The sequence below is a fragment of the Mesorhizobium sp. CA15 genome (assembly GCF_020165215.1).
Taxonomy (GTDB): domain Bacteria; phylum Pseudomonadota; class Alphaproteobacteria; order Rhizobiales; family Rhizobiaceae; genus Mesorhizobium.
Map to the genome: position 1 here is coordinate 230680 of NZ_JAIUHQ010000007.1, position 23148 is coordinate 253827.

At 64.9% G+C, this 23148-nt stretch carries 22 protein-coding genes and 1 pseudogene; 16 read left to right on the plus strand and 7 right to left on the minus strand.

The window, feature by feature from the left end:
• Positions 1 to 70 precede the first annotated feature (70 nt).
• Both LB515_RS14965 and LB515_RS14970 read left to right on the plus strand, forming a co-directional pair.
• Complete coding sequence (locus LB515_RS14965) at positions 71 to 634, plus strand: peroxidase-related enzyme (RefSeq protein WP_224708170.1); 564 nt, start codon at positions 71 to 73, stop codon at positions 632 to 634.
• 161 nt (positions 635 to 795) lie between these two features.
• On the plus strand, positions 796 to 1119 hold the full coding sequence (locus LB515_RS14970; RefSeq protein ID WP_224627971.1) for a hypothetical protein: 324 nt from the start codon (positions 796 to 798) through the stop codon (positions 1117 to 1119).
• A 10-nt stretch (positions 1120 to 1129) separates the two neighbouring features.
• On the opposite strand, the gene LB515_RS14975 is transcribed toward LB515_RS14970, so the two are convergent.
• Together LB515_RS14975 and typA are read right to left on the minus strand one after the other, a co-directional pair.
• On the minus strand, positions 1130 to 1741 hold the full coding sequence (locus LB515_RS14975; protein ID WP_224708171.1) for a LysE family translocator: 612 nt from the start codon (positions 1739 to 1741) through the stop codon (positions 1130 to 1132).
• A gap of 369 nt (positions 1742 to 2110) precedes the next feature.
• Positions 2111 to 3940: a translational GTPase TypA gene (gene typA / locus LB515_RS14980; RefSeq protein ID WP_140636971.1), complete on the minus strand. Its 1830-nt coding sequence runs from the start codon at positions 3938 to 3940 to the stop codon at positions 2111 to 2113.
• Positions 3941 to 4134: 194 nt separating this feature from the next.
• Between typA and LB515_RS14985 the strand changes: the two genes are divergently transcribed.
• A complete protein-coding gene (locus LB515_RS14985) occupies positions 4135 to 4422 on the plus strand; it encodes a hypothetical protein (RefSeq protein WP_224708172.1) in 288 nt (95 codons plus the stop codon).
• A 221-nt stretch (positions 4423 to 4643) separates the two neighbouring features.
• On the opposite strand, the gene LB515_RS14990 is transcribed toward LB515_RS14985, so the two are convergent.
• Positions 4644 to 6218 (minus strand): alkaline phosphatase D family protein, encoded by a 1575-nt coding sequence (locus LB515_RS14990; protein WP_224708173.1) that lies wholly within the window; start codon positions 6216 to 6218, stop codon positions 4644 to 4646.
• Positions 6219 to 6474: 256 nt separating this feature from the next.
• Positions 6475 to 7758 carry an MFS transporter gene (locus LB515_RS14995; protein WP_224708174.1) on the minus strand — a complete coding sequence of 428 codons (1284 nt, stop codon included), beginning with the start codon at positions 7756 to 7758 and terminating at the stop codon, positions 6475 to 6477.
• A 78-nt stretch (positions 7759 to 7836) separates the two neighbouring features.
• On the opposite strand from LB515_RS14995, the gene LB515_RS15000 reads away from it, so the two are divergent.
• The 9 genes and pseudogenes from LB515_RS15000 to LB515_RS15040 all read left to right on the plus strand — a co-directional run bounded on the left by LB515_RS15000 (position 7837) and on the right by LB515_RS15040 (position 17947).
• On the plus strand, positions 7837 to 8445 hold the full coding sequence (locus tag LB515_RS15000; protein ID WP_224708175.1) for a TetR/AcrR family transcriptional regulator: 609 nt from the start codon (positions 7837 to 7839) through the stop codon (positions 8443 to 8445).
• 44 nt (positions 8446 to 8489) lie between these two features.
• The gene (locus LB515_RS15005; RefSeq protein WP_224708176.1) at positions 8490 to 9080 is read left to right on the plus strand and encodes a hypothetical protein; all 591 of its coding nucleotides are present in this window, start codon (positions 8490 to 8492) and stop codon (positions 9078 to 9080) included.
• Positions 9081 to 9181: 101 nt separating this feature from the next.
• On the plus strand, positions 9182 to 11284 hold the full coding sequence (locus LB515_RS15010) for a 3-hydroxyacyl-CoA dehydrogenase NAD-binding domain-containing protein (RefSeq protein WP_224708177.1): 2103 nt from the start codon (positions 9182 to 9184) through the stop codon (positions 11282 to 11284).
• A gap of 290 nt (positions 11285 to 11574) precedes the next feature.
• Complete coding sequence (locus LB515_RS15015; protein ID WP_224611007.1) at positions 11575 to 12600, plus strand: BMP family protein; 1026 nt, start codon at positions 11575 to 11577, stop codon at positions 12598 to 12600.
• Positions 12601 to 12844: 244 nt separating this feature from the next.
• Positions 12845 to 14095: pseudogene (locus LB515_RS15020) on the plus strand (ABC transporter ATP-binding protein); the annotation flags it as partial.
• A 239-nt stretch (positions 14096 to 14334) separates the two neighbouring features.
• Entirely contained in the window at positions 14335 to 15390 is a 1056-nt protein-coding gene (locus LB515_RS15025; protein ID WP_224708179.1) for an ABC transporter permease, read from the plus strand.
• Positions 15387 to 16331, plus strand: coding sequence for an ABC transporter permease (locus LB515_RS15030; RefSeq protein WP_224708180.1), 945 nt, complete (start codon positions 15387 to 15389; stop codon positions 16329 to 16331). Before LB515_RS15025 ends, LB515_RS15030 begins: the two co-directional genes overlap by 4 nt.
• Positions 16332 to 16658: 327 nt before the next feature.
• A complete protein-coding gene (locus LB515_RS15035) occupies positions 16659 to 16808 on the plus strand; it encodes a hypothetical protein (protein WP_140544253.1) in 150 nt (49 codons plus the stop codon).
• 200 nt (positions 16809 to 17008) lie between these two features.
• Complete coding sequence (locus LB515_RS15040; RefSeq protein ID WP_224708181.1) at positions 17009 to 17947, plus strand: LLM class flavin-dependent oxidoreductase; 939 nt, start codon at positions 17009 to 17011, stop codon at positions 17945 to 17947.
• A gap of 1 nt (position 17948) precedes the next feature.
• Here LB515_RS15040 and LB515_RS15045 read toward each other — a convergent pair whose 3' ends face one another.
• On the minus strand, positions 17949 to 18869 hold the full coding sequence (locus tag LB515_RS15045; protein WP_224708182.1) for a sigma-70 family RNA polymerase sigma factor: 921 nt from the start codon (positions 18867 to 18869) through the stop codon (positions 17949 to 17951).
• Positions 18870 to 18960: 91 nt separating this feature from the next.
• Entirely contained in the window at positions 18961 to 19275 is a 315-nt protein-coding gene (locus tag LB515_RS15050) for a putative quinol monooxygenase (RefSeq protein ID WP_224708183.1), read from the minus strand.
• Between the two features lie 275 nt (positions 19276 to 19550).
• On the opposite strand from LB515_RS15050, the gene LB515_RS15055 reads away from it, so the two are divergent.
• Complete coding sequence (locus LB515_RS15055) at positions 19551 to 19742, plus strand: hypothetical protein (protein ID WP_224708184.1); 192 nt, start codon at positions 19551 to 19553, stop codon at positions 19740 to 19742.
• Here LB515_RS15055 and LB515_RS15060 read toward each other — a convergent pair.
• A complete protein-coding gene (locus LB515_RS15060; protein WP_224708185.1) occupies positions 19705 to 20379 on the minus strand; it encodes a cysteine hydrolase family protein in 675 nt (224 codons plus the stop codon). The genes LB515_RS15055 and LB515_RS15060 overlap by 38 nt on opposite strands.
• A gap of 226 nt (positions 20380 to 20605) precedes the next feature.
• Between LB515_RS15060 and exbB the strand changes: the two genes are divergently transcribed.
• From exbB to LB515_RS15075, 3 genes are read left to right on the plus strand one after another with little or no spacing between them, the layout of a single operon-like run.
• Positions 20606 to 21532 carry a tonB-system energizer ExbB gene (exbB, locus tag LB515_RS15065; protein ID WP_224708186.1) on the plus strand — a complete coding sequence of 309 codons (927 nt, stop codon included), beginning with the start codon at positions 20606 to 20608 and terminating at the stop codon, positions 21530 to 21532.
• Positions 21533 to 21537: 5 nt separating this feature from the next.
• On the plus strand, positions 21538 to 22044 hold the full coding sequence (exbD, locus tag LB515_RS15070) for a TonB system transport protein ExbD (protein ID WP_224708187.1): 507 nt from the start codon (positions 21538 to 21540) through the stop codon (positions 22042 to 22044).
• On the plus strand, positions 22041 to 23033 hold the full coding sequence (locus tag LB515_RS15075) for an energy transducer TonB (RefSeq protein ID WP_224708188.1): 993 nt from the start codon (positions 22041 to 22043) through the stop codon (positions 23031 to 23033). The genes exbD and LB515_RS15075 overlap by 4 nt, the downstream gene beginning before the upstream one ends.
• The last annotated feature ends 115 nt before the right edge of the window (positions 23034 to 23148 follow it).

Here is a 23148-nt window from a genome sequence, read left to right on the forward strand (position 1 = left end):
TTGGCGACAAAGGTTTGACGGCGCTTAAAAAAATTCCAACCGACGCCACCGTCCCGCGAGGAGAACAATCATGACCGGCAAAGTAACCGCGCTCGACCTTGTCCTGGCGGAGCTCGGCGAGACGACAAAAGCCTATTTCGCCAAATGCGAGGAGAAGCTCGGCCTCGTGCCCAACGTGCTTCTCGCCTACGCCTTCGACGAGAAGAAGCTGCGCGCCTTCACTGACATGTATAACGACCTGATGCTGGGCGATTCCGGTCTGTCGAGGCTGGAGCGCGAGATGATCGCCGTGGTCGTCTCCTCGATCAACCACTGCTTCTATTGCCTGACCGCGCATGGCGCGGCGGTGCGCCAGCTGTCGGGCGAACCGGCGTTCGGCGAGATGATGGTGATGAATTTTCGCGCCGCCGAGCTATCGGACCGGCAGCGCGCCATGCTCGAATTCGCGGTCATGCTGACCGAGGAGCCGGCTAAAATCGTCGAGGCCGATCGCGCCGCCTTGCGCCAGGCCGGCTTCACCGACCGCGACATCTGGGACATCGCCTCGACCGCCGCCTTCTTCAACATGTCGAACCGGGTGGCAGCTGCAGTCGACATGCGGCCCAACCCCGAATACCACGCCATGGCAAGGTGATCTCGTTACAGTCGACTCAACTTAACATCGATTGCCTGTTTTTCGTTTTGGTCCGATGATCAGGATTGCGGCAAGGCCGCATATCGGATTGCAGCATCACTGCACATCGCAAGCGGCGTGGCCGCATGCCGGTTCGACGCCGCCGACAAAGGGAGGAGAACATGGCGAAATTTCTCTATGTCTATCATGGTTCCGGCAAGATGCCGACCGACGAAGCCGAACGCAAAGCGGCGATGGATGCCTGGACCGGCTGGTACGACAAGCTCGGCTCGGCCGTGGTCGACGGCGGCAATCCGGTCGGCATGTCGAAGACGGTGCTGCCCGGCGGCAAGATCGAGAACAATGGTGGCAGCAATCCGACGGCCGGCTACACGATCGTCGAAGCCAAGGACATCGACGATGCCGTCGCCAAAGCCAAGGACTGCCCGATCCTGATGGACCCGGCTTTCACTGTCGAGGTCGCGCCGATCATTGAAATGATGTGAGGCCGGCGCTCTATCGCGCGGCGATAGCGGCGGCAGCGCCCGCCATCGTCGTGGCGCTGACACGGTTGGCGATCTTCATGGCGCGCTTGCTCCTCAGCAACCGGCGCGCCTGGGAGGCGGCCAGCACCCAGGCGAGATCGATGACGATCAACACGAGCGCCATGGTCAGCGTCAGCTCGACCCAGCCGACAACGCTGACCGAGGCAAGATCGATGATGGTCGGCAGCAGCGCCAGATAGAACATCATGATCTTCGGATTGCCGAGTGTCACCGCCATGCCGGCAAGGAAAAGTTTCAGGGGCGAGTCCTCGCGCGGCATCTCGCCCTCCTTGGCCTCGACCGGCGCCGTCCACATCTTGAACGCGAGATAAGCAAGGTAGGCGACGCCAACCCATTTCACGACGACGAACGCGTAATGGAAGGTTTGCGCCACGACGGCGAGCCCGAACACCGCCAGCGAAAGCCAGACGCCCTCGCCGATCCACATCGCCAGCAGGAACGGGAAGACGTCGCGGAATCCTTTCGAGATCACCCGCGCCACCAAGGCTGCGATCGACGGGCCGGGCGAACCGGCGGCGACAAAGAGCGCGGCGGCGAAGATCAGCAACGAGGCGAGATGCATGAGGTCGCTCCCTATAAGATAGAAAAGAACGATAGCCGATCAGAGTGGAGTTGGCACGCCCCGGCAAGGCGCGATCGTTCATCAAGGCGACAACAACCGCCAGCGCCGGCGCCGCCCCTAATCTGGCTGCCGCCATCTTCTCCCCGTTGAACGGGGCGAAGGGGCTGTCGTCGCCGATTTCGCCTCACCAACGTTGCAGAAAGAGCGCCGGAGTCCGCGCGAGATTCCCTTCTCCCCGTTCACGGGGAGAAGGTGCCGGCAGGCGGATGAGGGGCAGCGCCGACGCCCAAATTTGAAACGAAAGCAGCCGCCTGCCGCTGAAACAAAAGAGGGAGCACCCGCTCCCTCTTTCGAACTTTCCGTGGAACCTTACGCCGCGCCCATCACCTTGGCGGCCTTCTCGAAACGCTTGCGCTCGTTCGGGTCGAGATGGAGCTTGCGCAGGCGGATGGTCTTCGGCGTCACCTCGACCAGTTCGTCGTCCTGGATCCAGGCCAGCGCGCGCTCCAGGGTCATGCGGATCGGCGGCGTCAGCTTCACCGCTTCGTCCTTGCCGGCAGCGCGGATGTTGGTGAGCTTCTTGCCTTTGAGCACGTTCACTTCGAGGTCGTTGTCGCGCGAATGGACGCCGATGATCATGCCCTGGTAGACCTTGACGCCCGGATCGATGATCATCGGGCCGCGGTCTTCCAGGTTCCACATCGCATAGGCGACCGATTCGCCCTGCTCGTTGGAGATCAGCACGCCATTGGTGCGGCCGGGCAGCTCGCCCTTATACGGCTCATAGGCAAAGAACAGCCGGTTCATCACGGCGGTGCCGCGCGTGTCGGTCAACAATTCGGACTGATAGCCGATCAGGCCGCGCGTCGGCGCGTGGAAGACCAGGCGCTGGCGGTTGCCGCCGGACGGACGCAGCTCGACCATCTCGGCCTTGCGTTCCGACATCTTCTGCACGACGACGCCGGCATGCTCCTCGTCGACGTCGATGACGACTTCCTCGACCGGCTCCAGCAGCTGGCCGTCGTCGCCCTTCTGCATGACGACGCGCGGACGCGACACGGCAAGCTCGAAACCTTCGCGGCGCATCGTCTCGATCAGCACGGCGAGCTGCAATTCGCCGCGGCCGGACACGAAGAAGGAATCCTTCTCGGCCGATTCCTCGATCTTGAGCGCGACATTGCCCTCGGCCTCGCGCAGCAGCCGGTCGCGGATGACGCGGCTGGTCACCTTGTCGCCCTCGGTGCCGGCAAGCGGCGAGTCGTTGACGAGGAAGGACATGGTCACGGTCGGGGGGTCGATCGGTTGCGCATGCAGCGGCTCGCTCACCGCCGGATCGCAGAAGGTGTCGGCGACGGTGCCTTTCGACAGGCCGGCGATGGCCACGATGTCGCCCGCCTGCGCTTCCTCGATCGGCTGGCGCTCGAGGCCGCGGAAGGCGAGGATCTTGGAAATGCGGCCGGTCTCGATCTGCGTGCCGTCATGGTGCAGCACCTTGACCGCCTGGTTGGCCTTGAGCGTGCCGGACTCGATGCGGCCCGTGATGATCCGGCCGAGGAACGGATTGGCCTCGAGGATGGTGCCGATCATGCGGAATGGGCCGGGATGGACCGTCGGCGCCGGCACATGCTTGACGACGAGATCGAACAGCGGGGCGAGACCCTGGTCCTTCGGACCCTCGGGGTTTTCCGAAACCCAGCCGTCGCGGCCCGAACCGTAGAGGATCGGGAAGTCGAGCTGCTCGTCTGTGGCGTCGAGCGCGGCGAAGAGGTCGAACACCTCGTTGACCACTTCGATATGGCGGGCATCCGGACGGTCGATCTTGTTGATGACGACGATCGGGCGCAAGCCGACCTTGAGCGCCTTGCCGACGACGAATTTGGTCTGCGGCATCGGCCCTTCGGCGGCGTCGACGAGCACGATCGCCGAATCCACCATCGACAGGATGCGCTCGACCTCGCCGCCGAAATCGGCGTGTCCGGGCGTGTCGACGATGTTGATGCGGGTGCCATGCCAGTCGACCGAGGTCGCCTTGGCCAGGATGGTGATGCCGCGTTCCTTTTCGAGGTCGTTGGAATCCATGGCGCGCTCGGCGACGCGCTGGTTGTCGCGAAAGGCGCCGGACTGTTTCAGGAGTTGGTCGACCAGGGTGGTCTTGCCATGGTCGACATGCGCGATGATCGCGATATTGCGGAGGTTCATTGTCTGGTCTCGGGAGCGTTGCAGGCAGCAGGCCCAGAGGCGCCGCCTTTTTCGGTTGCGCGGCTCATACAAGGTTTTTCGCAATTGCGAAAGGGGAGGCCCGACCCCAAATACATGGTCACTGATTCTTAAACGTCTTGGTGTGAAATGATTCCGTTAACCAAGGCGGAACCTTTGAGGGGCCGGACAGTTCCATGTTCATGACCGATCAGATGTCCAGATTGCGTCCGGTTTTCGCGTGGGCGGCGCTTGGCGTGCTCGTCGCGGCCGGTGCCGCGCAGTCGGCGGCTGCGCTTCGGCAAGCCGACACGATCGTACCGCCCGACGCCAGGACCGCGCAGCAGATGTTCGCCGACGCGCCCGACGGCGTCGACCCGATCGTCACCGGCCCGGTCAGCGCCGCCTTCAAGCAACGCCAGAAGGATGCCAACTGCGACACCGCGGTCTGGCCGAAGATTCCCACGGCTTGCTATCCGGATTGACGCTCTTCACGGCATTTCCGAGTTCAGTTCTGGACTGTCACGGCGCTTTGACATCGCGGCATTAGGCCGAGCGGCTGCTGGGCCCAGGGTGTGTTGAGGTTAGGCCGGGCCGAGAACGGTGGTTTCCGAGAACCGGAGCGGAGCGTACTTAAAATACGTGAGCACCAGAAGCGCAGGAAACCATTGTTCGCAGGCCGGCATCACCTGAATATCAACGCAGCCTAAGCCGACCGCACCGGATCGAGCGTAACCTTGTAAAGCTCGTTGTCGTCGCGATCCATCAGCCGCACGGTGAGCTGTTCGGTCGCGCCGGAAATGTCGACCAGACCGAAGAACTGCAGCCCGGCCGACGGCGGCAGGTTCTGGCCCTGTTCGGCGGTTGGCGCCTTTATGAACTTCAGCTCCGGCCCGAAGGTCATGTCGAGGTCGTTGGGGCCGAAGGTGCCGGCGTGGATCGGGCCGGAGACGAATTCCCAGAACGGATTGAAATCCTGGAACTGCGCCTTGTCGGGATTGTAGTAATGCGCCGCGGTGTAGTGGACGTCGGCGGTCAGCCACACCGTGTTGGTGATACCGGCATTCTTGATGAAGCGCAGCACGTCGGCGAATTCCAACTCGCGGCCTTTCGGCGCGCCATTGTCGCCGTTGGCGACAGCCTCGGCACCGGCCTTCTTCGCCGCGTCGTTCCAGACGACCAGGCCAAGCGGCATGTCGGCGGCGATGACCTTCCACGTCGCCTTGGAATTTGCCAGCTCGCGCTTCAGCCACTTGGACTGCTCCTCGCCGATCATGCGCGACTTCGGCGTCAGCGTCTCTTCCATATCAGGACCGTTCGGGCCGCGATAGGAGCGCATGTCGAGGAAGAACACGTCGAGCAGCGGCCCATGCGAGACCTTGCGGTAGACGCGGCCCGGCTCCGACGGCTCGTAGCGGATGGTCGTCATTTCATGGAAAGCGCGAGCCGCCCTGGCCGCCAGCACATGGATCGACTTTTCCTTGTAGCGGTCGTCGGCGGTCAGGTCCTTCGAATCCGACCAGTTGTTGAGCACCTCGTGGTCGTCCCACTGGTAGAAGGTCGGGCAGATGGCCGACAGGCCAAGCACATGCTTGTCCATCATGTTGTACTTCCACTGGTCGCGGTACTCGTCCAGCGTCTCGGCCACCTTGCGCTTGCCGTCGATCATGACGACGTTCTTCCACTTGCCGCCGCCGGGCAGGTCGACCTCGTCCTTCAGGGCGCCGTCGGCATAGATGGTGTCGCCGGAATGCAGGAAGAAGTCCGGTGTGTGCTTGGCGATGGTCGAATAGGTCTTCATGCCGGTCTCGTCGATGCCCCAGCCCTGGCCGGCGGTGTCGCCCGACCAAGCGAAGCGCACGTCGCGCTTGGACGACGGCGCGGTACGGAAACGGCCGACGATCGGCTCGGACACGGCATTGATGTCGGAAAGATCGGCAGCAGTCATGCGGTAGAAGATGTCCTGGTCCGAGGCGAGATCGGTGAGCAGCCGCTTCACCGTGTAGTCGCTGGCCGGCGAGGTATCGAGCGCAGCCAGCCGCGCCGCATTGGCGAAGCTTTCGGTCGTCGATACTTCATACATCACACGGGCCGGACGATCGGTGCGGGTCCAGACCATGCCCGAGGTGGCGTCGACATCGCCGGACTGGACGCCATGCGTGAAGGCCGGACGCTGGCTGGCGCGGGAATAATAGGGCAGCGCCAGACCGGAGGCGCCGACAAGGCCGAAGGCGCTGGCCGAAGTGACGAAAGCGCGGCGGGTGAGCGAAAGCTTGTTCATGGCTGTCTCCGGGATGGCATTGAGCGGGACCGCCAAGCTCTCGCTTCAATGTTTCAGGCGCATATCGGAACCATGAAGTTTTGATAACAGTCGACATCTTCCTTCTCCCCTTGTGGGAGAAGGTGGATCGGCGCGATAGCGCCGAGACGGATGAGGGGTGTTCCAGCGGAGTGAGGCGTCGGTGTTCCCTGGAGCACCCCTCATCCGGCCGCTTCGCGGCCACCTTCTCCCACAAGGGGAGAAGGGAAAGTCGCGCCTAAGCCGCCTGCGGCTCCGGCCCGAAGGCCGGCCTGCTCGTGTTGATCAACAGCGAGATACAAGCCGCCGCGATACCAGTCATGCCGGCAATCAGGAAGGCCAGCTCGTAATTGCCCTGCAGCTCGCGCATCGTGCCGCCGAAGGCCGCGGCCGCGGCTGCGCCGACCTGGTGGCCGGCGACGATCCAGCCGAACACGATCGGTCCGCTGCGGTCGCCGAACGCCTCGTTGGCAAGCCTCAGCGTCGGCGGCACGGTGGCGATCCAGTCGAGCCCGTAGAGCACGGCGAAGATGACCAGGCTGGTCGCCGAGAAGCCGGAATAGGGCAGGTAGATCAGCGACAGCCCACGCACCGCGTAATAGATGCCGAGCAGCTTGCGCGGATCGAAGCGGTCGGTGAGCCAGCCGGACAACGTCGTACCGATCAGGTCGAAAATGCCCATCATCGACAACAGCCCGGCCGCCTGCACCTCGCCGATGCCCATATCGCCGCAGAAGGCGATGAGATGCGTGCCGACGAGGCCATTGGTGGTGAAGCCGCAGACGAAGAAGGTGGCGAACAGGTACCAGAACACCCGCGTGCCCGCCGCGCGGCGCAGCGTGTTCAGCGTGTGCGCCAGGAAATTGCCCTGCGATGCCGGCGACACCGGCGGCACGTCGTCGGCATCGGCGCCATAACGAACCTGGCCGATCGAAGCGGGGCGCTCGGGCACCAGCAGCAAGACGAAGGGTATCAGCGCGGCGGTGGCCAGCGCCACGGCAATCGCCACGGGCTTCCAGCCGCCGCTCTGCGCCAGCGAGGCGATGAGCGGCAGGAACACCAGCATGCCGGTGGCGCTGGAGGCTGACATCAGGCCCATCATCAAGCCGCGATTGGTCTTGAACCAACGGTTGACGATGGTGGCGCCAAGCACGCTCGCCACCGCGCCCGAACCGATGCCGGAAAACACGCCCCAGGTGATGAAAAGATGCCATGGCTCAGTCATGAACAGGCTAAGCGCGGTCGATCCCGACATCACCAGCAGCGAGCCGAGCAGCGTGCGGCGCAGCCCAATACGTTCCATCAGCGCGGCGGCGAACGGTCCGGTCAAGCCGTAGAGCAGGATGCCGACGCTGGCGGCCCAGGACGTTACGTCGCGATGCCAGCCGAAGCTTTCCTCCAGCGGCACCATCATCACCGAGGGCGCCGAACGGAGCCCGGCCGCGATCAGCAGGCACAGGAAAATGACGGCAACGACGACGAATGCGTAGCGCTGGCCAAACGGACGGGACTGGATTATCATGTTACTGACCGGTACGTTGCAATGGAGTGAAGCCATACATACGTACCGGTCAGTAACATTGTCAAGCGAGTTGTTTGAATGCCATCCGACAATAAAATTGAAGCGTCGATCAGCGAGCCCCCTGCTCCGAGGGCGGCAGACAAGATCCTGGACGTGGCGCGCGACCTCTTTTACCGCGAGGGGATAAGGGCGATCGGCGTCGACGAGATCGTCAGGCGTGCCGGCGTCACCAAGCCGAGCCTGTACCGCAGCTTCCCGTCCAAGGATGAGCTCGCCGCCTCCTATCTGCGCAAATACGACCTCGAATTCTGGGAACGCTTCGACGAAGCGGTCGACGCGCATCCGGGCGATCCGCGCGCCCAGATCATCGCTTTCCTGACCCGCGTCGGCAAACGCACGCAAAAGCCGGACTATCGCGGCTGCGGCATGACCAACGCTGCGGTGGAATATCCCGAGCGCGGCCATCCCGCGCGGGTAGTGAGCGAGAATAACAAAGTCGAATTGCGCCGCCGCCTGCGCGCCATGGCCGCCGCAATGGGCGCCGCCGATTCCGATACGCTGGGTGACGGCCTGCTGCTGCTCATCGAAGGCGCTTATATCAGCGGTCAGTTGTTTGGCGTTGGCGGACCGGCGGCGGCAGTCGCCCGCAACGCCGATCTCTTGATCGAAGCCAGCTTGAAGAAATAGCGATTGACGTTACGCTCGGGCAGCTCGAAATGGAGTTGTCGGCGATGCGCACTCTTCTGATCCCGCTTGCCCTCGCCGGTTTCTGCCAGCCGGCCCAAGCCGGCGCCATCTCCAGCGCCTATACCGATCTCGACTGGAAGAAGGACTGCGTGACCTACGCGCAGGCCGCGGAAGGCGACGGCGACTGGGCGAGCCTCGCTTGCTCCGGCTATCGCGGCTACCCGGTGCTGATCGGTTATGACGATGCGCGCGAATCCGTCTATTATGGCTTTCCGTCCGACGACATGACTGCGGTCTGGGAGAGTTTTACCGCGTTCAACGGCTCCGGACCGAAAGTCGAATGGCGCATCGAGACCAATGGCGACGTCGTCATCCCCTTCGCCGCCATCCACCGCCGCTCCGTCAGCAACCCTGAGGACGAAAAGAAATCGACCGATGTGCTGGTCGTCGCCAAGGTGGCGCAACCGGAAGAGCATCAAGGTTGCACGATCGGCCTGGTATTAGCCACTGGCAATCCGCAGGCCAACGACCAGGCGCGCAAGCTCGCCGACGACAAGGCGAAGACCTTCGCCTGCGGCAAGGACAAGCGCGAGGTGATCGGCGACGTGCCGCCCTTCGGCCGCGTGGACAACTAACCGGGCCTCGCCAACAATTGGGCCAGGGCCGGATCGGGTTCCCATTCGGGTCGCTGCCTAGTAAACCCTTGCGCGGTTGCAGCCGGTCTTGGGAGGTCCGCTTGTCCAGCTCTGTCAGCGTTGCGAACGAGAACGGGGTGGCGGTGATCACCGTCGACAACCCGCCGGTCAATGCGCTGAGTTTTCATGTCCGCAAGCCGCTTTACGAGGCGCTCACCGCTTTGCGCGACGATCCCGCCGCGAGCGCGATCGTCATCGCCTGCGCCGGCCGCACCTTTGTCGCTGGCGCTGACATCACCGAATTCGGCAAGCCGGTCGAGCAGCCGGAACTGCGCGCCATCATCACCCTGCTGGAAACCATCGCCAAGCCGACGGTCGCCGCCATTCACGGAACAGCGCTGGGCGGCGGGCTGGAACTGGCGTTGGGCTGCCATTTTCGCGTCGTGGATGCCGGCGCCAAGCTCGGCCTGCCGGAGGTAAAGCTCGGCCTGCTGCCGGGCGGCGGCGGGACCGTACGTTTGCCACGCCTGATCGGCGCCGCGAAAGCGCTCGGCATGATCGTCTCGGGCAGCCCGATCTCGGCCGGCGAGGCGAAGGCCGTCGGTCTTGCCGATGCGGTTGTCGACACCGATCTGTTGGCAGAGGCGGTTCGTTTCGCCCACGAAATGGTTTATCGAGGCGGACCGTTCTTGCCGGTGCGTGACCGCGACGACCGCCTTGCCGGAACCGACCTCGGTGCCCTCGACCGCCAAGCCGCCGATCTGGCCAAGAAAGCCCGCGGACTGGACGCGCCGCTTGCCTGCGCCGAAGCCGTGCGTAATGCGATTACCTTGCCGTTCGACGCAGCGCTCGCGGCCGAGCGGGAGCTTTTCCAAAAACTCGTTTCCGGCGACCAGTCTCGCGCGCAGCGGCATTTGTTCTTTGCCGAGCGCGAGGCGGCGAAGATACCGGGTAAGGATCTGCAGACGCGCCGGATCGAACGCGTCGGCATCATCGGCGCCGGCACGATGGGCGGCGGCATCGCCATGGCCTTTGCCAACGGCGGTCTCCCGGTGACTTTGCTCGAGACAAGCGAGGAAGCGCTGCGGCGCGGTCTGGCGACGATCGAGAAGAACTACACCGTCTCGGTCAGCCGCGGCTCGTTGAGCGAAGAGGCGAAGCAGCAGCGGCTCGGCCTATTCAAGGGCAGCACCGACTACGCCGATCTCGTCGATTGCGACTTGATCATCGAGGCCGTGTTCGAGGACATGGCGGTCAAGAAGGAGGTGTTCGGCAGGCTCGATGCGGTCGCCAGGCCCGGCGCCATCCTCGCCACCAACACCTCCTATCTCGACGTGAACGAAATCGCCGCCTCTACGTCGCGGCCGCAAGACGTGCTCGGCATGCATTTCTTTTCGCCGGCAAACGTCATGAAGCTCCTGGAGATCGTGCGCGCCGAGAAGACCGCGCCAGAAGTGCTGGCGACGGTCGCCGATCTCGCCCGGCGCATCGGAAAGATCGCGGTCGTCGTCGGCGTCTGCCAGGGTTTCGTCGGCAACCGCATGCTGTCGGCGCGGGGCGCCGAAAACGAGGCGTTGTTGCTGGAAGGCGCGACGCCAAGCCAGGTCGATGGGGCCTTCACAGATTTCGGCTGGCCGATGGGGCCGTTCCAGATGGGCGACCTCGCCGGCCTCGATATCGGCTGGCGCAACCGCAAGGCCCGCGGCCAGAAGGCTGTGATCGCCGATGCGCTGTGCGAAGAGGGACATTTCGGCCAGAAGACCGGGCGCGGCTGGTATCGTTACGAGACCGGCTCGCGTGAGACGATTGCCGATCCGGACGTCGAGGCGCTGATCCGGGCGAAGGCGGCGGAGCTTGGAATTGCGCGGCGCGAGATCGGCGCCGAGGAGATTCTCGAACGCACACTTTATCCCTTGGTCAACGAGGGCGCCAAGATTCTTGAGGAAGGCATCGCCGCGCGCGCGTCCGATATCGATGTCGTCTGGGTCGATGGCTACGGCTTCCCGATCGGCAAGGGCGGGCCGATGTTCTGGGCCGGGGTCGCAGGCGCGGCGAAGATCGTCGAGCGGTTGGAGCATTGGCACGAGCGCACAGGCCGGCCGATCTTCGAGCCGGCGCCGGCGTTGAGGCGGTTTGCCGAGACGGGGGCTTGGGAAGTGGGCGACGCCCGGCAATTCGTCATTCCAGCGCGAAGCGAAGCGTAGACCCTGGAATCCATGCCGTTCGATCAGACGAAGAATGCCACGGTCCAGAACAGGCATTGGCGCAGCCGTCGCTGGTTCTGCGCCGTTGAGCAGCGTCGAGGTCACGGCATGGATCCTCGGGTCTGCGCTGCGTCGCTACGCTCCTTGCTCCGCCCGGGGATGACGAACGCACAGGCGTCCCCATCAAATTTGACCATGTGGACAAATCTCAGGCGCCGTTCCATAGTCCCGGGTGTCTGACATTTTGGAACGGCCGGCTCGACACGGCTGTCGAACAGAGGGGCACTTCAATGGAAAACGAACGTAGCAAAACGCAACGCGCCGGCCTGTCGCGGCGCAACGTGCTGGAACTCGGCGCACTCGGCCTAGCGGCGGCTGCACTGCCCGGCGCGGCCTTCGCCAAGGACAAGAAGCTGAAGGTGGCGGCGATCTTCGCCACGCCGATCGAGGAGCCGTGGGACAACCAGATCCACGTCGCCCTGCAGAAGGCTGAGAAGGAGCTGGGCATCGAATACAAATGGTCGGAAAAGGTGCAGACCGCCGACTTCAGCCGCGTGATGCGCGAATATGCTCAAGGGGGCTACCAGCTGGTGCTGGGCGACGCTTTCGCCGCCGAGCGCGAGTCGCGCCGCACGGCCAAACAATTCCCGAAGACCGCGTGGCTGTTCGGCTCCGGCGCCGGTCCGGCCGAGCCCAATTTCGGTGTCTTCGACAACTGGATTCACGAGCCCGCCTATCTCTCCGGCATGATCGCCGGAAAGATGTCGAAATCGGGCACGGTCGGCGCCGTGGCGGCGATGGGCATTCCGGAGGTCAACCGGCTGGTCAACGCTTTCTTCGCCGGCGCCAAGGAGGTCAACCCGAACGTCAAGAAGAAGGTCGCCTTCATCGGCTCTTTCTTCGATCCGCCCAAGGCCAAGGAAGCGGCCGTGGCACAGATTGATGCCGGCGTCGACGTCATCTATGCCGAGCGCTTCGGCGTCATCGAGGCGGCGGTCGAGAAGAAGATTTTTGCCATCTCCAACATGTCCGACCAGTCCAGCCTCGGGCCGGATACGGTCATCACCGGCCCGGTGTGGGACATGTACCCGACGGTCGAGCAGGCGATCAAGCTGGTCAAGGCCGGCGTCTTCACCGCGCAGGACTATGGCGATTTCTCGCGCATGGCCAAGGGCGGCTCCTATCTGGCGCCTTACCACAAGTTCGACAAGACGCTGCCGGCGGACGTCAAGGACCTGGTCGAGAAGAAGAAGGCCGAGATCCTCGAAGGCAATTTCCGCGTCGACGTCGACGAGAACACGCCGGTTTCGGATTGACGCCTGGGGCGGCGCGAGGCCCCCCTCTCTGTCCTGCCGGACATCTCCCCCTCAAGGGGGGAGATTGGCAGCTCAGGCGCTCCGCTAGCCTTGCCGCGCTGGAGATTGGCGAAGGCCGCCGTGACATCTGATCTCCCCCCCTTGAGGGGGAGATGGCCGGCAGGCCAGAGGGGGGTGCAGCGCTGCCCTCCGCGATTGGCCGGATCGCAAGTCAGGAGCACCCTTGTCCGCCCCACTCATCGAAATGCGCGGCATCACCAAGAGCTTCGGCGCCGTCAAGGCGAACGAGGCCGTCGACCTTAGCGTCGCGCCCGGCGAGATTCTCGGCCTGCTCGGTGAGAACGGCGCCGGCAAGACGACGCTGATGAACGTGCTGTTCGGCGCCTATGCGCCGGACGCCGGCGAGATCCTGGTCGAAGGCAGGCCCGTTGCCATCCACAATTCCGCCGACGCCCTGGCCGCCGGCATCGGCATGGTGCACCAGCATTTCCACCTCGCGCCGCGCCTTACGGTGCTGGAAAACCTTTTGATCGGCATTGCCGGCAGGTCCGGTCGCATCGACCGTGCTCGCGGGCTTGCCCGCCTGGACGAAATCAGCCGGCAATATGGGCTGAGCCTCGATCCGAACCTGCCGGTGTCGGCACTGTCGGTCGGTGAGCAGCAGCGGCTGGAAATCATCAAGGCGCTGTTTCGCGGCGCCAGGCTTTTGATCCTCGACGAGCCGACGGCGGTGCTGGCGCCGAGCGAGGTCGATGGCCTTTTCGCCGCCCTGCGCTCTATGGCGGCGCAAGGGCTCGGCATCATCTTCATCTCGCACAAGCTCAACGAAGTCAGGGCCCTCACCCATCGCTGCGTCGTCCTGCGCAACGGCAAGGTCGCCGGCCGCGTCGACCATCCGGCAAGCACCACGTCGGCGGAAATGGCCAAGCTGATGTGCGGCCACGAGATCGTGCCGCCGGTCAAGCAGGCTTCGACGCCCGGCGCCGCCGTGCTGACGCTCGACGGCATATCCACTTCCGCTCATGCCGGCACGCCGCTGCGCGAGGTCTCGCTTTTCGTCCGTGCGGGCGAGATCCTCGGCATCGCCGGCGTTTCCGGCAACGGCCAGCGTGCGCTCGCCGACGTCATTTCCGGCATGCTGCCACCGAAGGCTGGCACCATGATGATAGCCGGCAAAGCGGTGATGCAATTTTCGCCGCGCGAGCTGCAGGCGCTCGGCCTCGGCCGCATCCCGGAAGACCGGATGACCACCGGCCTCGTCACAAACCTGCCTTTAGCCGATTCCATGGTGCTGCCGCGTATCGGCACCGAGGCCTTCAGCCGCAAGGGCCTGCTCAACCCGGCCGCCATCCGCGCCTTCGCCGAGCAACAGATCAAGGCCTATGACATACGCTGCCCCGGACCGATGGTGCGCGCCGGAGCGTTGTCCGGCGGCAATCTGCAGAAGGCGCTTCTTGCGCGCGAGCTCGCCTTCGACCCCAAGGTGCTGATCGTCTCGCAGCCGACGCGCGGCCTCGACATCGGCGCTGCCCGCTTCATCCACGAGAAATTCCTCGCCATGCGCGCCAAGGGCTGCGGCATCATCGTCATCGGCGAGGACCTCGAGGAATTGCTGATGCTCTCGGACCGCATAGCCGTGATGTATGAGGGCCGCATCGCGGGCACGCTTCCCAGCGCGGATGCCACCGTCGCAAGGCTCGGCCTGATGATGACCGGCGCGGAGGGGCACGCCTGATGTTCCGCCTCGAAGCCCGCACGTCGACGCCCGCCTGGTTCAACCTCGCGCTGCCGCTGGTCGCCATCGCCGCCACACTGATCCTGTGCAGCGGCCTGATCGCGATTGCAGGCGCCGGCGTCGTCGAAGCCTATGGCGTGATGCTGTCTGCATCCCTCGGCGACAGCTACGCCATCACCGAGACGCTGGTGCGCGCCGCCCCGATGATCTTCACCGGCCTGGCGGTGGCAATCGCCTTCCGCGCCAAATTCTGGAACATCGGCGCCGAGGGCCAGCTGCTCGCCGGCGCGGTGGCAAGCTGCTTTGTCGGCGCCATCCCGATGCCGGGCTATCTCGCTATGCTGCTGATGGCCCTTGTAGGCGCGGCTGCGGGCGCTCTCGTCGCGCTGGTGCCGGCGACATTGCGCGTCAAATTCAAGGTCGATGATGTGGTCAGCTCGCTGCTGCTCAACTCGGTCATCTATTACGCGCTGATGGCGCTGATCGAAGGGCCGTGGAAGGACACCTTCTCCGGCTACCCGATCTCGCCGCCGATCGAGGACTCGGCCAATTTCCCGGTGCTGATCGAAGGCACAAGGCTGCATCTCGGCGTCGTCGTGGCGCTGATCGCAGCACCCCTTTGCTGGTTCCTGATCGCGCGCACCACGCTCGGCTTCCGCATCCGCGTCACCGGCGAGAACCCGGAAGCGGCGCGCTATGGCGGCATCAACGTCCAGCGCGTGCTGCTTTCCACCGCGCTGCTCTCCGGCGCGCTGGCCGGGCTGGCCGGCGTCGGCGAGGTCGGCGGCGTGCACTTCCAGGTGATGAGCGACATCTCGCCGGGCTACGGCTATTCCGGCATCGTCGTCGCCATGCTCGCCAGGCTCAACCCGCTCGGCGTGGTGCCGGCGGCGATCTTCCTGGCCGCGGTCATGACCGGCGCCGAGGCGATGTCGCGCGCCACCGGCGTGCCGGCTTTCTTGAGCGACGTCATCCAGGGCACGGCCCTGCTGGCCATGCTGGTGGCGCTGCTCTTCACCGCCTACCGCATCCGCCGCGTGGGAGCGCAAACATGAGCGCGGTGTTCGAGCAGATCTTCCAGGTCGGCTTCCTCGCCGCCATCATCCGCATCGCCACGCCGCTCGCTTTCGCCACGCTTGGCGAAATGTTTTCCGAGCGCGCCGGCGTGCTCAATCTCGGCATAGAAGGCATCATGCTGCTGTCGGCGATGGCCGGATTCACCGCGGCGAGCCTTAGCGGCAATCTGTGGCTGGGCGTACTGGTGGCCGTGCTGGTCGGGGCGCTGATGGGCGCGCTGCATGCGCTGTTCACCGTGGCACTGGGCCTCAGCCAGCATGTCTGCGGCATCGGCGTGACGCTGTTCTCATCCGGCCTTGCCTATTTCCTCTACCGGCTGATCTTCGGCCAGCAATCGGTGCCGCCGAGCATCGACGGCTTCAAGCCGGTGCCGATCCCGCTGCTTTCGGACATCCCGATCCTCGGCCCGGCGGTGTTCAGCCAGTTCACGCTGGTTTATCTGGCGATCATCGCCATCCCGCTCGCCGCCTTCGTGCTCTACCGCACGCCATGGGGGCTGTCGGTGCGCATGGTCGGCGAGAATCCGCGCGCGGCGGACTCGGCCGGCGTCAGCGTGATTGCCACGCGCTTCCAGGCGGTGATCCTCGGCGGCGCGCTGATGGGCCTTGCCGGCGCCTTCCTCACCATGGCGCAGTTCAACGCCTTTACCTTTGGCGTCGTATCCGGGCGCGGCTGGGTGGCGATCGCGCTGGTCGTGTTCGGCCGCTGGGATCCCTGGCGCTCGGCGGGCGCGGCGCTGCTTTTTGCCTTCGTCGACGCGCTGCAGCTCAGGATGCAGGCGAGCGGCCTCGGCCACATCCCCTACGAAGCCTTCCTGATGCTGCCCTTCATCTTCACCATCGTCGCCATGGCCTTCATGTCGCGCAACGCGGTGGCGCCTTCGGCGCTGCTGAAGCCGTTCCGACGGGAGGAGCGTTAGGGGGCGGCGCCCTTTCCTCTCCCTCCGGAGGGAGAGGTGGCGCTGCGAAGCAGCGGCGGAGTGGGGGAACCACCTCGCAACCGCCGCGAGCGAAAGGGCACTCGGCGCACGAATCTCCTTGCACCGCGCCATGGGTCGACCCCCACTCCGTCGAGCGCCTGGCCGTTCTGGAACGAAGAACCTGGAACCGGGTATGCCGCTACCGGGCGAGAATGAAAAACCACAGATTGCATCCTTCCCAAAAATTTGTTCCAGAAACTGCTCAAAAATAGCAATCGACAAAGTCTACTAACTTTATAGATTAACGGTCGCGACGGAGGATCGACCATGTCCTACATTCAGAACGCCCAACGCAAAGGCCAGAGGCTTGCCGCCGACCAGAGCTGGAGGCCCGCCTATGGCGGCACGTTCGCCTATCTCGTCTTTGCGCTTGCCTTCGTGTTCACCGGCGCCGTCGTTTTCGGGATCATCCCCTGACTGAGCCGGGGCCAGAGCAATTCCAGGAAAGTGCGATCTGTTTTCCGCCCGGAATTGCGTAAAGACAAAGGCCCCGCCGTCCAAAAATCTGAGTTGTGTAATCGGAGCTGAAGAAGGCCGGCGCGCTGTGGCGCGCCGACGAGATGGATTTGACTCGGGGGTTCGGAGCGGGGCGGCCCAACGTGATGGAGGAGATGGCAATGCCAATCGAGTTCACGCATGTTCCAGACAAGCCTGCCAATGGCAGCTTTTTCTATGATTTCGCCGAGACGGCGACCAAATTGTCGCTGATCGAGGATTGCGGTTTCCGCAAGCTGGTGGTGGACGATCCGGCCGGCCTGCTCACTAACATGGACATCGCCGCGCAGACGCTCGACCGCACCGGCTCGCTGGAGGTGGTGCTGACGCATTGGGCCGGCGTTATCGAGCCGACGGTGGCGGCAGGGCAGCTCGCAGTGCTCGACCGCAGAGGCGGGGGGCGTCTGTCGCTTCGCATGCTGAGCGAGCCGCTTGAAGACAGCGATGCCGAGGCGCGACCGGTCGGCCACAGCGTCGTGTGGCAGCGCATCGACGAATATCTGGTGCTGCTGAAGCGCCTGTGGTCGAACGACAGGCCCTTCGACCATGAGGGCGCCTTCTACAGCGTGCGCGGCGGCTTCGTGCCGCGCAAGGGTCCGCACGGCGCCGATCTCGTCATCCGGCTCGGCGGTCAGTCGGGCACCGCGCTGAAGGTCGCCGGCAAGCATGCCGATGTCTTCGAGCTGGCCGCCGGTTCGCCTGACGAGGTGAGGCAATTGATGGAGCGCGCGCGCAGCGCCGCCGCTGAGCACGGCCGCGGCGGCAGGCTGCGTTTCGCGCTTCCGGTGCGCATCCACCCGGACGGCTGGACGGGCGCCTCGGATCACAAGGCGGTCGAGATTGCCGGGCCGCCGGCGCGGCTCGCCTTGGCGCTGTTGCCCTATGCGGCGCTGGGCGTCGAGGAATTCATGATCGGCGGCATCGACCGCCTGGGCGAGATCGCCCGCATCGGGCGCGAGACGATCGCGCTGGTCGCGAATTCGCTGGCGCGACGCGAGACGGAGGTCCCGCAGCCGGGTGCGTTAGCCTCGCACCCTTTTGCGCAACACTGCGCGTCCTAGACTAAGGTCGCTCCGCGTCGGAATAGTCCAGGCCGTCCATCACATAATCCGCGAACAGGAAGTCGCGGATGCCGGCGATCCGGCCGTTCTCCCAATCGATGAGGATGAAATAGCGCGGCGGTCCGTCCGGACGCTCCGGGCTGGTGACCAGGATGGCTGGCCGGCCTTCGACAAGCCCAGTTGTGAAATGCCAATGCGTCTCGTCGGCATAGCGGCCGAAATAATTGCCGACATATTCCTTGCCGTCGGCGCGCAGGCGGTTGACCAGCTCCAGCTTGACGTCCTCGGCCAGCAGGCCGCGCAGGGCATCGAAGTCCCTGGCGTTGAAGGCGGCCACATAGTCGCCGAGGCGCCGCATGTCTTGTTGGTCGAGCGCCGGGCGGGGCGGCGCGATGCGCGGCGCGGCCGCGAGCTTGCGCAGGCTCTCGCGACCCCGCTGCAGCGCGCCCTTGATCGCGGTCTCGGAAGTTTCGAGGATTTCGCCGATCTCTTCCAGGCTGTGTCCAAGCACATCCTTCAGCACGACCGTGCATCGTTGCGCCGGCGGCAGTTGCATCAGTTCGGCCAGGCTCGCCTCGGCGGCAATGCGAGCATCCAGCGCCGAGTTCTGGTCGGCGATCGTGTCGAGCTCGACCTCGCTTTCGCGCCCCCGCAGGCGGGCGCGCTTGCGCAGGAAATCGAGGGCGGCGTTATGCGCGATGCGAAACAACCAAGGCTCGGTCTTGTCGGGCATGTCGCCATTCCTGATCGCCACGAAGCCTTTTGCCAAAGCCTCCTGGACGATGTCTTCGCCATCGATGACCGATCCAACCATGCGCGACGCGTAGCGGTGCAGCTTGGCTCTCAGCGAAGCGGCATCGCGCTCGAAGGCGCGAAGCCTGGTTTCGGTCGCCGCAACGGACTGATCGTGCGAACCGGTCACGCGTGCTCTACCTCTTTGTTTGACGCAATTCCGGACAGAAGGTCGGCGAAGGCGCCGAACCTAACCGTTTCACACTTTTCCTGGAATTGCTTCAGTTCTCCACCCCGCCCGTATGGGAATAAGTCGTGTGGCCCATCATGGTCTCGCCGGAGGCGAGCTCGACGATGCTCTTCATGTATTCGCCGAAGCGGGGATCGCCGCGGAAGGCCGCGATGTCGTCCGCCGAACGCCATTGCGAGATGTTGGCCACCTTGCTGCCGTCGCCGCCGACGACCACGGATGACGACAGCGAGCCAGGCTGCCTGCTGAAGAAACTCCTCGTGCCCTCGGCAAGCGTGTTGGCGAGTTCCTGCTGCTTGCCCGGCTTGGCGGTGAAGACGTTGATCAAGGTCACTGTGGTCGACATGGCTTGGCTCCGTTTGTCCTGATGGCGGAGGCCGTCTTGGCTCTCGCACCCGTTACGACCCTCAAGACGAACTCCGAACCGAAAACGGAACGGTACATGCAAAAGTTTTTCGGCAATCAATCAAGTTCGCGATCCGGACGCTGCCATGGACCTATATCGAGCGGCCGCCGCGCCCGTGAGTTCAGAAAAATTTATCCTCGCGTTCCAAAAGCCATCCGCGTTTCGTCTTGGTGAGTGCCGGGTTGCCATCCCGGCATCAACCAAGGGAGAAGCAAATGTCGATCCTGTCATCCATCGCTCGCATCGCGGCCGAATACACCGCGACCCGTACCCGCTATCGGGCAGCGCGGACGCTTTATCTGCTGCCACTCGACATCCGCAAGGATATCGGATGGCCGGAACCCGGCGATCCGCGCAATCCCGAAATCCTCAGCTCGCCACACCCGCGAGCCGTGATAGCGCGCTGATGACGGCCGCCGAGTCCGCCAGCGCGCCGAAGACGCCGTCCTCGACCGTCACCATATGCAGCGCGGCTTCATGGGCATATTGGTCGCCGCTGGCGCAGGCGTCCGAAATCGTCAGGCATTGGAAGTTGCGGTCGCAGGCCTCGCGCAACGTCGTGTGCACGCAGACATCCGTCGTGCAGCCGGTGAACATCAGATGCGTGATGCCGCGCGCCCGCAGAATGAGCTCGAGATCCGTGTGGGTGAAGGCGCTGTTGCAGGTCTTGTCGATCATGATGTCCCTACGCGCCACCTCGATGTCGGAAACGATCTGGAAACCTGGGCCGGAGCGCAGCAGGACATCGGTGCCGTCGAGGCCGGCCCGTTTGCGACGCCATCTTTCGTAAGGCGTCATATCGGCCATGTCGGCGCGATAGCCTTGCCTGGTGTGGATGATGGTGAGGCCGGCGGCGCGGGCCGCGGCAATCAGCCGGTTGACCGCCGGCAGGATGGCTCGCAGCGGCGACGGATCGTAGCCCTTCCTGGCGAAGTAGCCGGTCGGCGAGAGGAAATCCTCCTGCAGGTCGATCGTCAGCAGCGCCGTGTGCTGCGGCTCCAGTCTCCCGTCATAGGGAAAGTCGAAGGGTATCGCCTTGATCATCGGCCGCCTGCTCTTCTTGCTCCATGCGCATCGTGCCCGGCAACCGTCTTGCGGTCCAGGCCCGCAGCGTGCTCAGGCGGGCATAGGCACATTATGAATTGTGGAGCAGCATAGTCATCTTTATAGTTGACTCACAAACTCATGTTTCATAGTCAACCGGCACGGCTCGCCCTGCGCCTGTCTGTATGGCGGCCGCCGCATTGCAACGATGAAGCGAGGACGAGCCTTGTCCCGAAACAGCCTCTTGGCGGCGCTGGCCGCGTCGCTCATTCTTTCGGCTGGTGTCGCCGCGGCGCAGGGACGATCGCCTGCGCCGGTCGAGCAGGCGCCGGCCGCTCCAACCCTGCAGACGCCCCCGGCGCAGGCGTCCGCCGCCACGTCGATCGATCCAGGCATTCGGCCGGCTGCGAACGGCGCCACGAGCGAAGAGCCTTCCATCTCGCTGACGCTGCCGCATGACCTGTCGCCCTGGGGTATGTTCATGAATGCCGACATCGTCGTGAAGGCGGTGATGGTCGGGCTGGCCTTCGCTTCCCTCGTCACCTGGACGATCTGGCTCGCCAAGTCGCTGGAGGTCCTGGGCGGCAAGCTGAGGGCCCGCCGCGCCGCCGATGCGATCGGCAACGCCGCGACATTGATGCAGGCCGGCCGGGAGCTTGGCCGCAGCGGCGGCCCGGGCGCGCTGCTGGTGCGGGCGGCAGAAGAAGAACGGGCGCTATCGGCCGGCGCGCTCGATCATGCCTCCGGCGACGGCCTGAAGGAACGCGTCGCCTCCAGGCTTGCGCGCATCGAGGCGGCGGCAGCGCGGCGCATGTCGCGCGGTACCGGCCTGCTCGCCACCATCGGCTCGACGGCGCCCTTCGTCGGCCTGTTCGGCACCGTCTGGGGCATCATGAACGCCTTTATCGGCATCTCGCAGGCGCAGACCACCAACCTCGCCGTCGTAGCGCCCGGCATCGCCGAGGCGTTGCTTGCCACCGCCATGGGCCTCGTCGCGGCCATTCCGGCGGTCGTCATCTACAACGTCTTCGCACGCTCGATAGCCGGCTACAGGCAGATCCTCGCCGACGCTTCCGCCGGCGTCGAGCGGCTGGTCAGTCGCGACCTCGATTTCCGCACCGTGCCGCAGGCGACGGCCATGGCGGCGGAGTAGCGGCGATGGCGGCACGCATTCGCGAGACCTCCGGCGACGATCTCGAGGAAAGCCACGACATCAACGTCACGCCGTTCATCGATGTCATCCTGGTGCTCCTGATCATCTTCATGGTCGCTGCACCGCTCGCCACGGTCGACGTCGATGTCGACCTGCCCGGATCGACGGCTACGCCGGCGCCGCGGCCCGAGACACCGCTGTTCCTTACGCTGAGAAGCGATCTGACGCTCGCGGTCGGCAATGACAGCCTGCCCCGCCCGGCCTTTGCCGCTGTGCTCGACAGCCGCACCAAGGGCGACAAGCAGACGCGCATCTTCCTGCGCGCCGACAGGACGGTCGGCTATGGCGACCTGATGGAGGTGATGAACCTGCTGCGTAGCGCCGGCTATCTCAAGGTCGCGCTGGTGGGGCTCGAAGCTACGTCGGGCAGTGCTGGCGGACCGGCCGAGTCTGGAGCTCCGGCAACTGGTGCAAACTCGGCGTCGGCTCCGGGTGACGGCTCAGCGCCATGACGGTCGCCGCGCTTTCCCGCATTTCGCAGCCGCGCTTCGGCGCGCGTGAGGCCGGCCTGTGGACGAGCGCCGCCGCGATCATTCTGGCCGCGCATGTGGCGGTTGCCTATGCGGTGCAGAATCTGAGCTTCGCCGAGATGCAGGACGGCGGTCCGCCGCCGGCGCTGGCGGTCGAGATGGCGCCGCTGGCCATCGCCCCCGCCGTGCCGGAAGAGGCGGCGATGCCGGACACGGTGACACCGGAGCCGCCCGATGCGGCGGAGGAGACGGAAAAGCCCATCGACGTGAAATCGGTGATCGACCCGGCGCCGGTGGCCGAGCAGACCAAGCCCGTCGCTGAACAGCCCCTCGATACCGACGACACGCAGGAGGCCAAACAGGCCGCTCCCGCCAAACAGGCCGTTGCTGCCCTGAGCGAGCGGCCGCCGCTGGACGAAGTCGTGCCCGATCCTGTCGAGGCGATCGCGCCGGACGTCGTCATTCCCCTGCCGGTACCGAAACCTGCGGAAGCGGAGATGAAGGCGCAGAGACCGGTCGAAGCCAGGAAGAAGGCCGAGAAAAAACTGGTCGAGAAGCCGAAAGAACGGGTGAAAAAGGAAAAGGCGCCACCGCCAAAGGCGACGACCACCGCCAGCATCGACGCCAAGGCTGCGGCGAAGGCGGCAGCACCGCAGTCCTCGAATGGGGCGCCGCGCTCCAGCGTCGGCCCGTCGCGCTGGAATTCCAGCCTGGCGGCGTGGATCAGGCGGCACACCCGCTATCCGAGCGCGGCGCGCTCCAGGCGGGTCGAGGGCACGCCGAGCGTGACCTTCACGGTCGACACCTCCGGCAGGGTGGTCTCGGCCCGGCTGGCGCGATCCTCGGGCGATGGCGATCTCGACCGTGCGGCGCTCGGCGCATTGCAGGGCGCCTCGGTGCCGGCGCCGCCGGCGGAGCTCGGCGCCCGCGTCACCCGCACCGCGCCCTTCGTCTTCAGCCTGCGGGACTAGAGCAATTCCAGGAAAAGTGTGGGCGGTTTTCCGTCCGGAATTGCGCGAAAACAAGGAGATAGGGCGTTTCGCCGTTTCCATGAAACGGTGAAACGCACTAGGCCGGCGCGCCGGA

Bases quoted from the DNA above. Each gene is read 5' to 3' on its own strand.
- LB515_RS15030 (WP_224708180.1), top strand. From the start codon at position 15,387: ATGAGCGCGGTGTTCGAGCAGATCTTCCAGGTCGGCTTCCTCGCCGCC.
- LB515_RS15040 (WP_224708181.1), top strand. From the start codon at position 17,009: ATGCCAATCGAGTTCACGCATGTTCCAGACAAGCCTGCCAATGGCAGC.
- LB515_RS14995 (WP_224708174.1), bottom strand. From the start codon at position 7,758: ATGATAATCCAGTCCCGTCCGTTTGGCCAGCGCTACGCATTCGTCGTC.
- LB515_RS14970 (WP_224627971.1), top strand. From the start codon at position 796: ATGGCGAAATTTCTCTATGTCTATCATGGTTCCGGCAAGATGCCGACC.
- LB515_RS14990 (WP_224708173.1), bottom strand. From the start codon at position 6,218: ATGAACAAGCTTTCGCTCACCCGCCGCGCTTTCGTCACTTCGGCCAGC.
- LB515_RS15035 (WP_140544253.1), top strand. From the start codon at position 16,659: ATGTCCTACATTCAGAACGCCCAACGCAAAGGCCAGAGGCTTGCCGCC.
- typA (WP_140636971.1), bottom strand. From the start codon at position 3,940: ATGAACCTCCGCAATATCGCGATCATCGCGCATGTCGACCATGGCAAG.
- LB515_RS15000 (WP_224708175.1), top strand. From the start codon at position 7,837: ATGCCATCCGACAATAAAATTGAAGCGTCGATCAGCGAGCCCCCTGCT.
- LB515_RS15050 (WP_224708183.1), bottom strand. From the start codon at position 19,275: ATGTCGACCACAGTGACCTTGATCAACGTCTTCACCGCCAAGCCGGGC.
- LB515_RS15060 (WP_224708185.1), bottom strand. From the start codon at position 20,379: ATGATCAAGGCGATACCCTTCGACTTTCCCTATGACGGGAGACTGGAG.
- LB515_RS15055 (WP_224708184.1), top strand. From the start codon at position 19,551: ATGTCGATCCTGTCATCCATCGCTCGCATCGCGGCCGAATACACCGCG.
- LB515_RS15025 (WP_224708179.1), top strand. From the start codon at position 14,335: ATGTTCCGCCTCGAAGCCCGCACGTCGACGCCCGCCTGGTTCAACCTC.
- LB515_RS15005 (WP_224708176.1), top strand. From the start codon at position 8,490: ATGCGCACTCTTCTGATCCCGCTTGCCCTCGCCGGTTTCTGCCAGCCG.
- LB515_RS15015 (WP_224611007.1), top strand. From the start codon at position 11,575: ATGGAAAACGAACGTAGCAAAACGCAACGCGCCGGCCTGTCGCGGCGC.
- LB515_RS14985 (WP_224708172.1), top strand. From the start codon at position 4,135: ATGTTCATGACCGATCAGATGTCCAGATTGCGTCCGGTTTTCGCGTGG.
- LB515_RS14975 (WP_224708171.1), bottom strand. From the start codon at position 1,741: ATGCATCTCGCCTCGTTGCTGATCTTCGCCGCCGCGCTCTTTGTCGCC.
- LB515_RS14965 (WP_224708170.1), top strand. From the start codon at position 71: ATGACCGGCAAAGTAACCGCGCTCGACCTTGTCCTGGCGGAGCTCGGC.
- LB515_RS15075 (WP_224708188.1), top strand. From the start codon at position 22,041: ATGACGGTCGCCGCGCTTTCCCGCATTTCGCAGCCGCGCTTCGGCGCG.
- exbD (WP_224708187.1), top strand. From the start codon at position 21,538: ATGGCGGCACGCATTCGCGAGACCTCCGGCGACGATCTCGAGGAAAGC.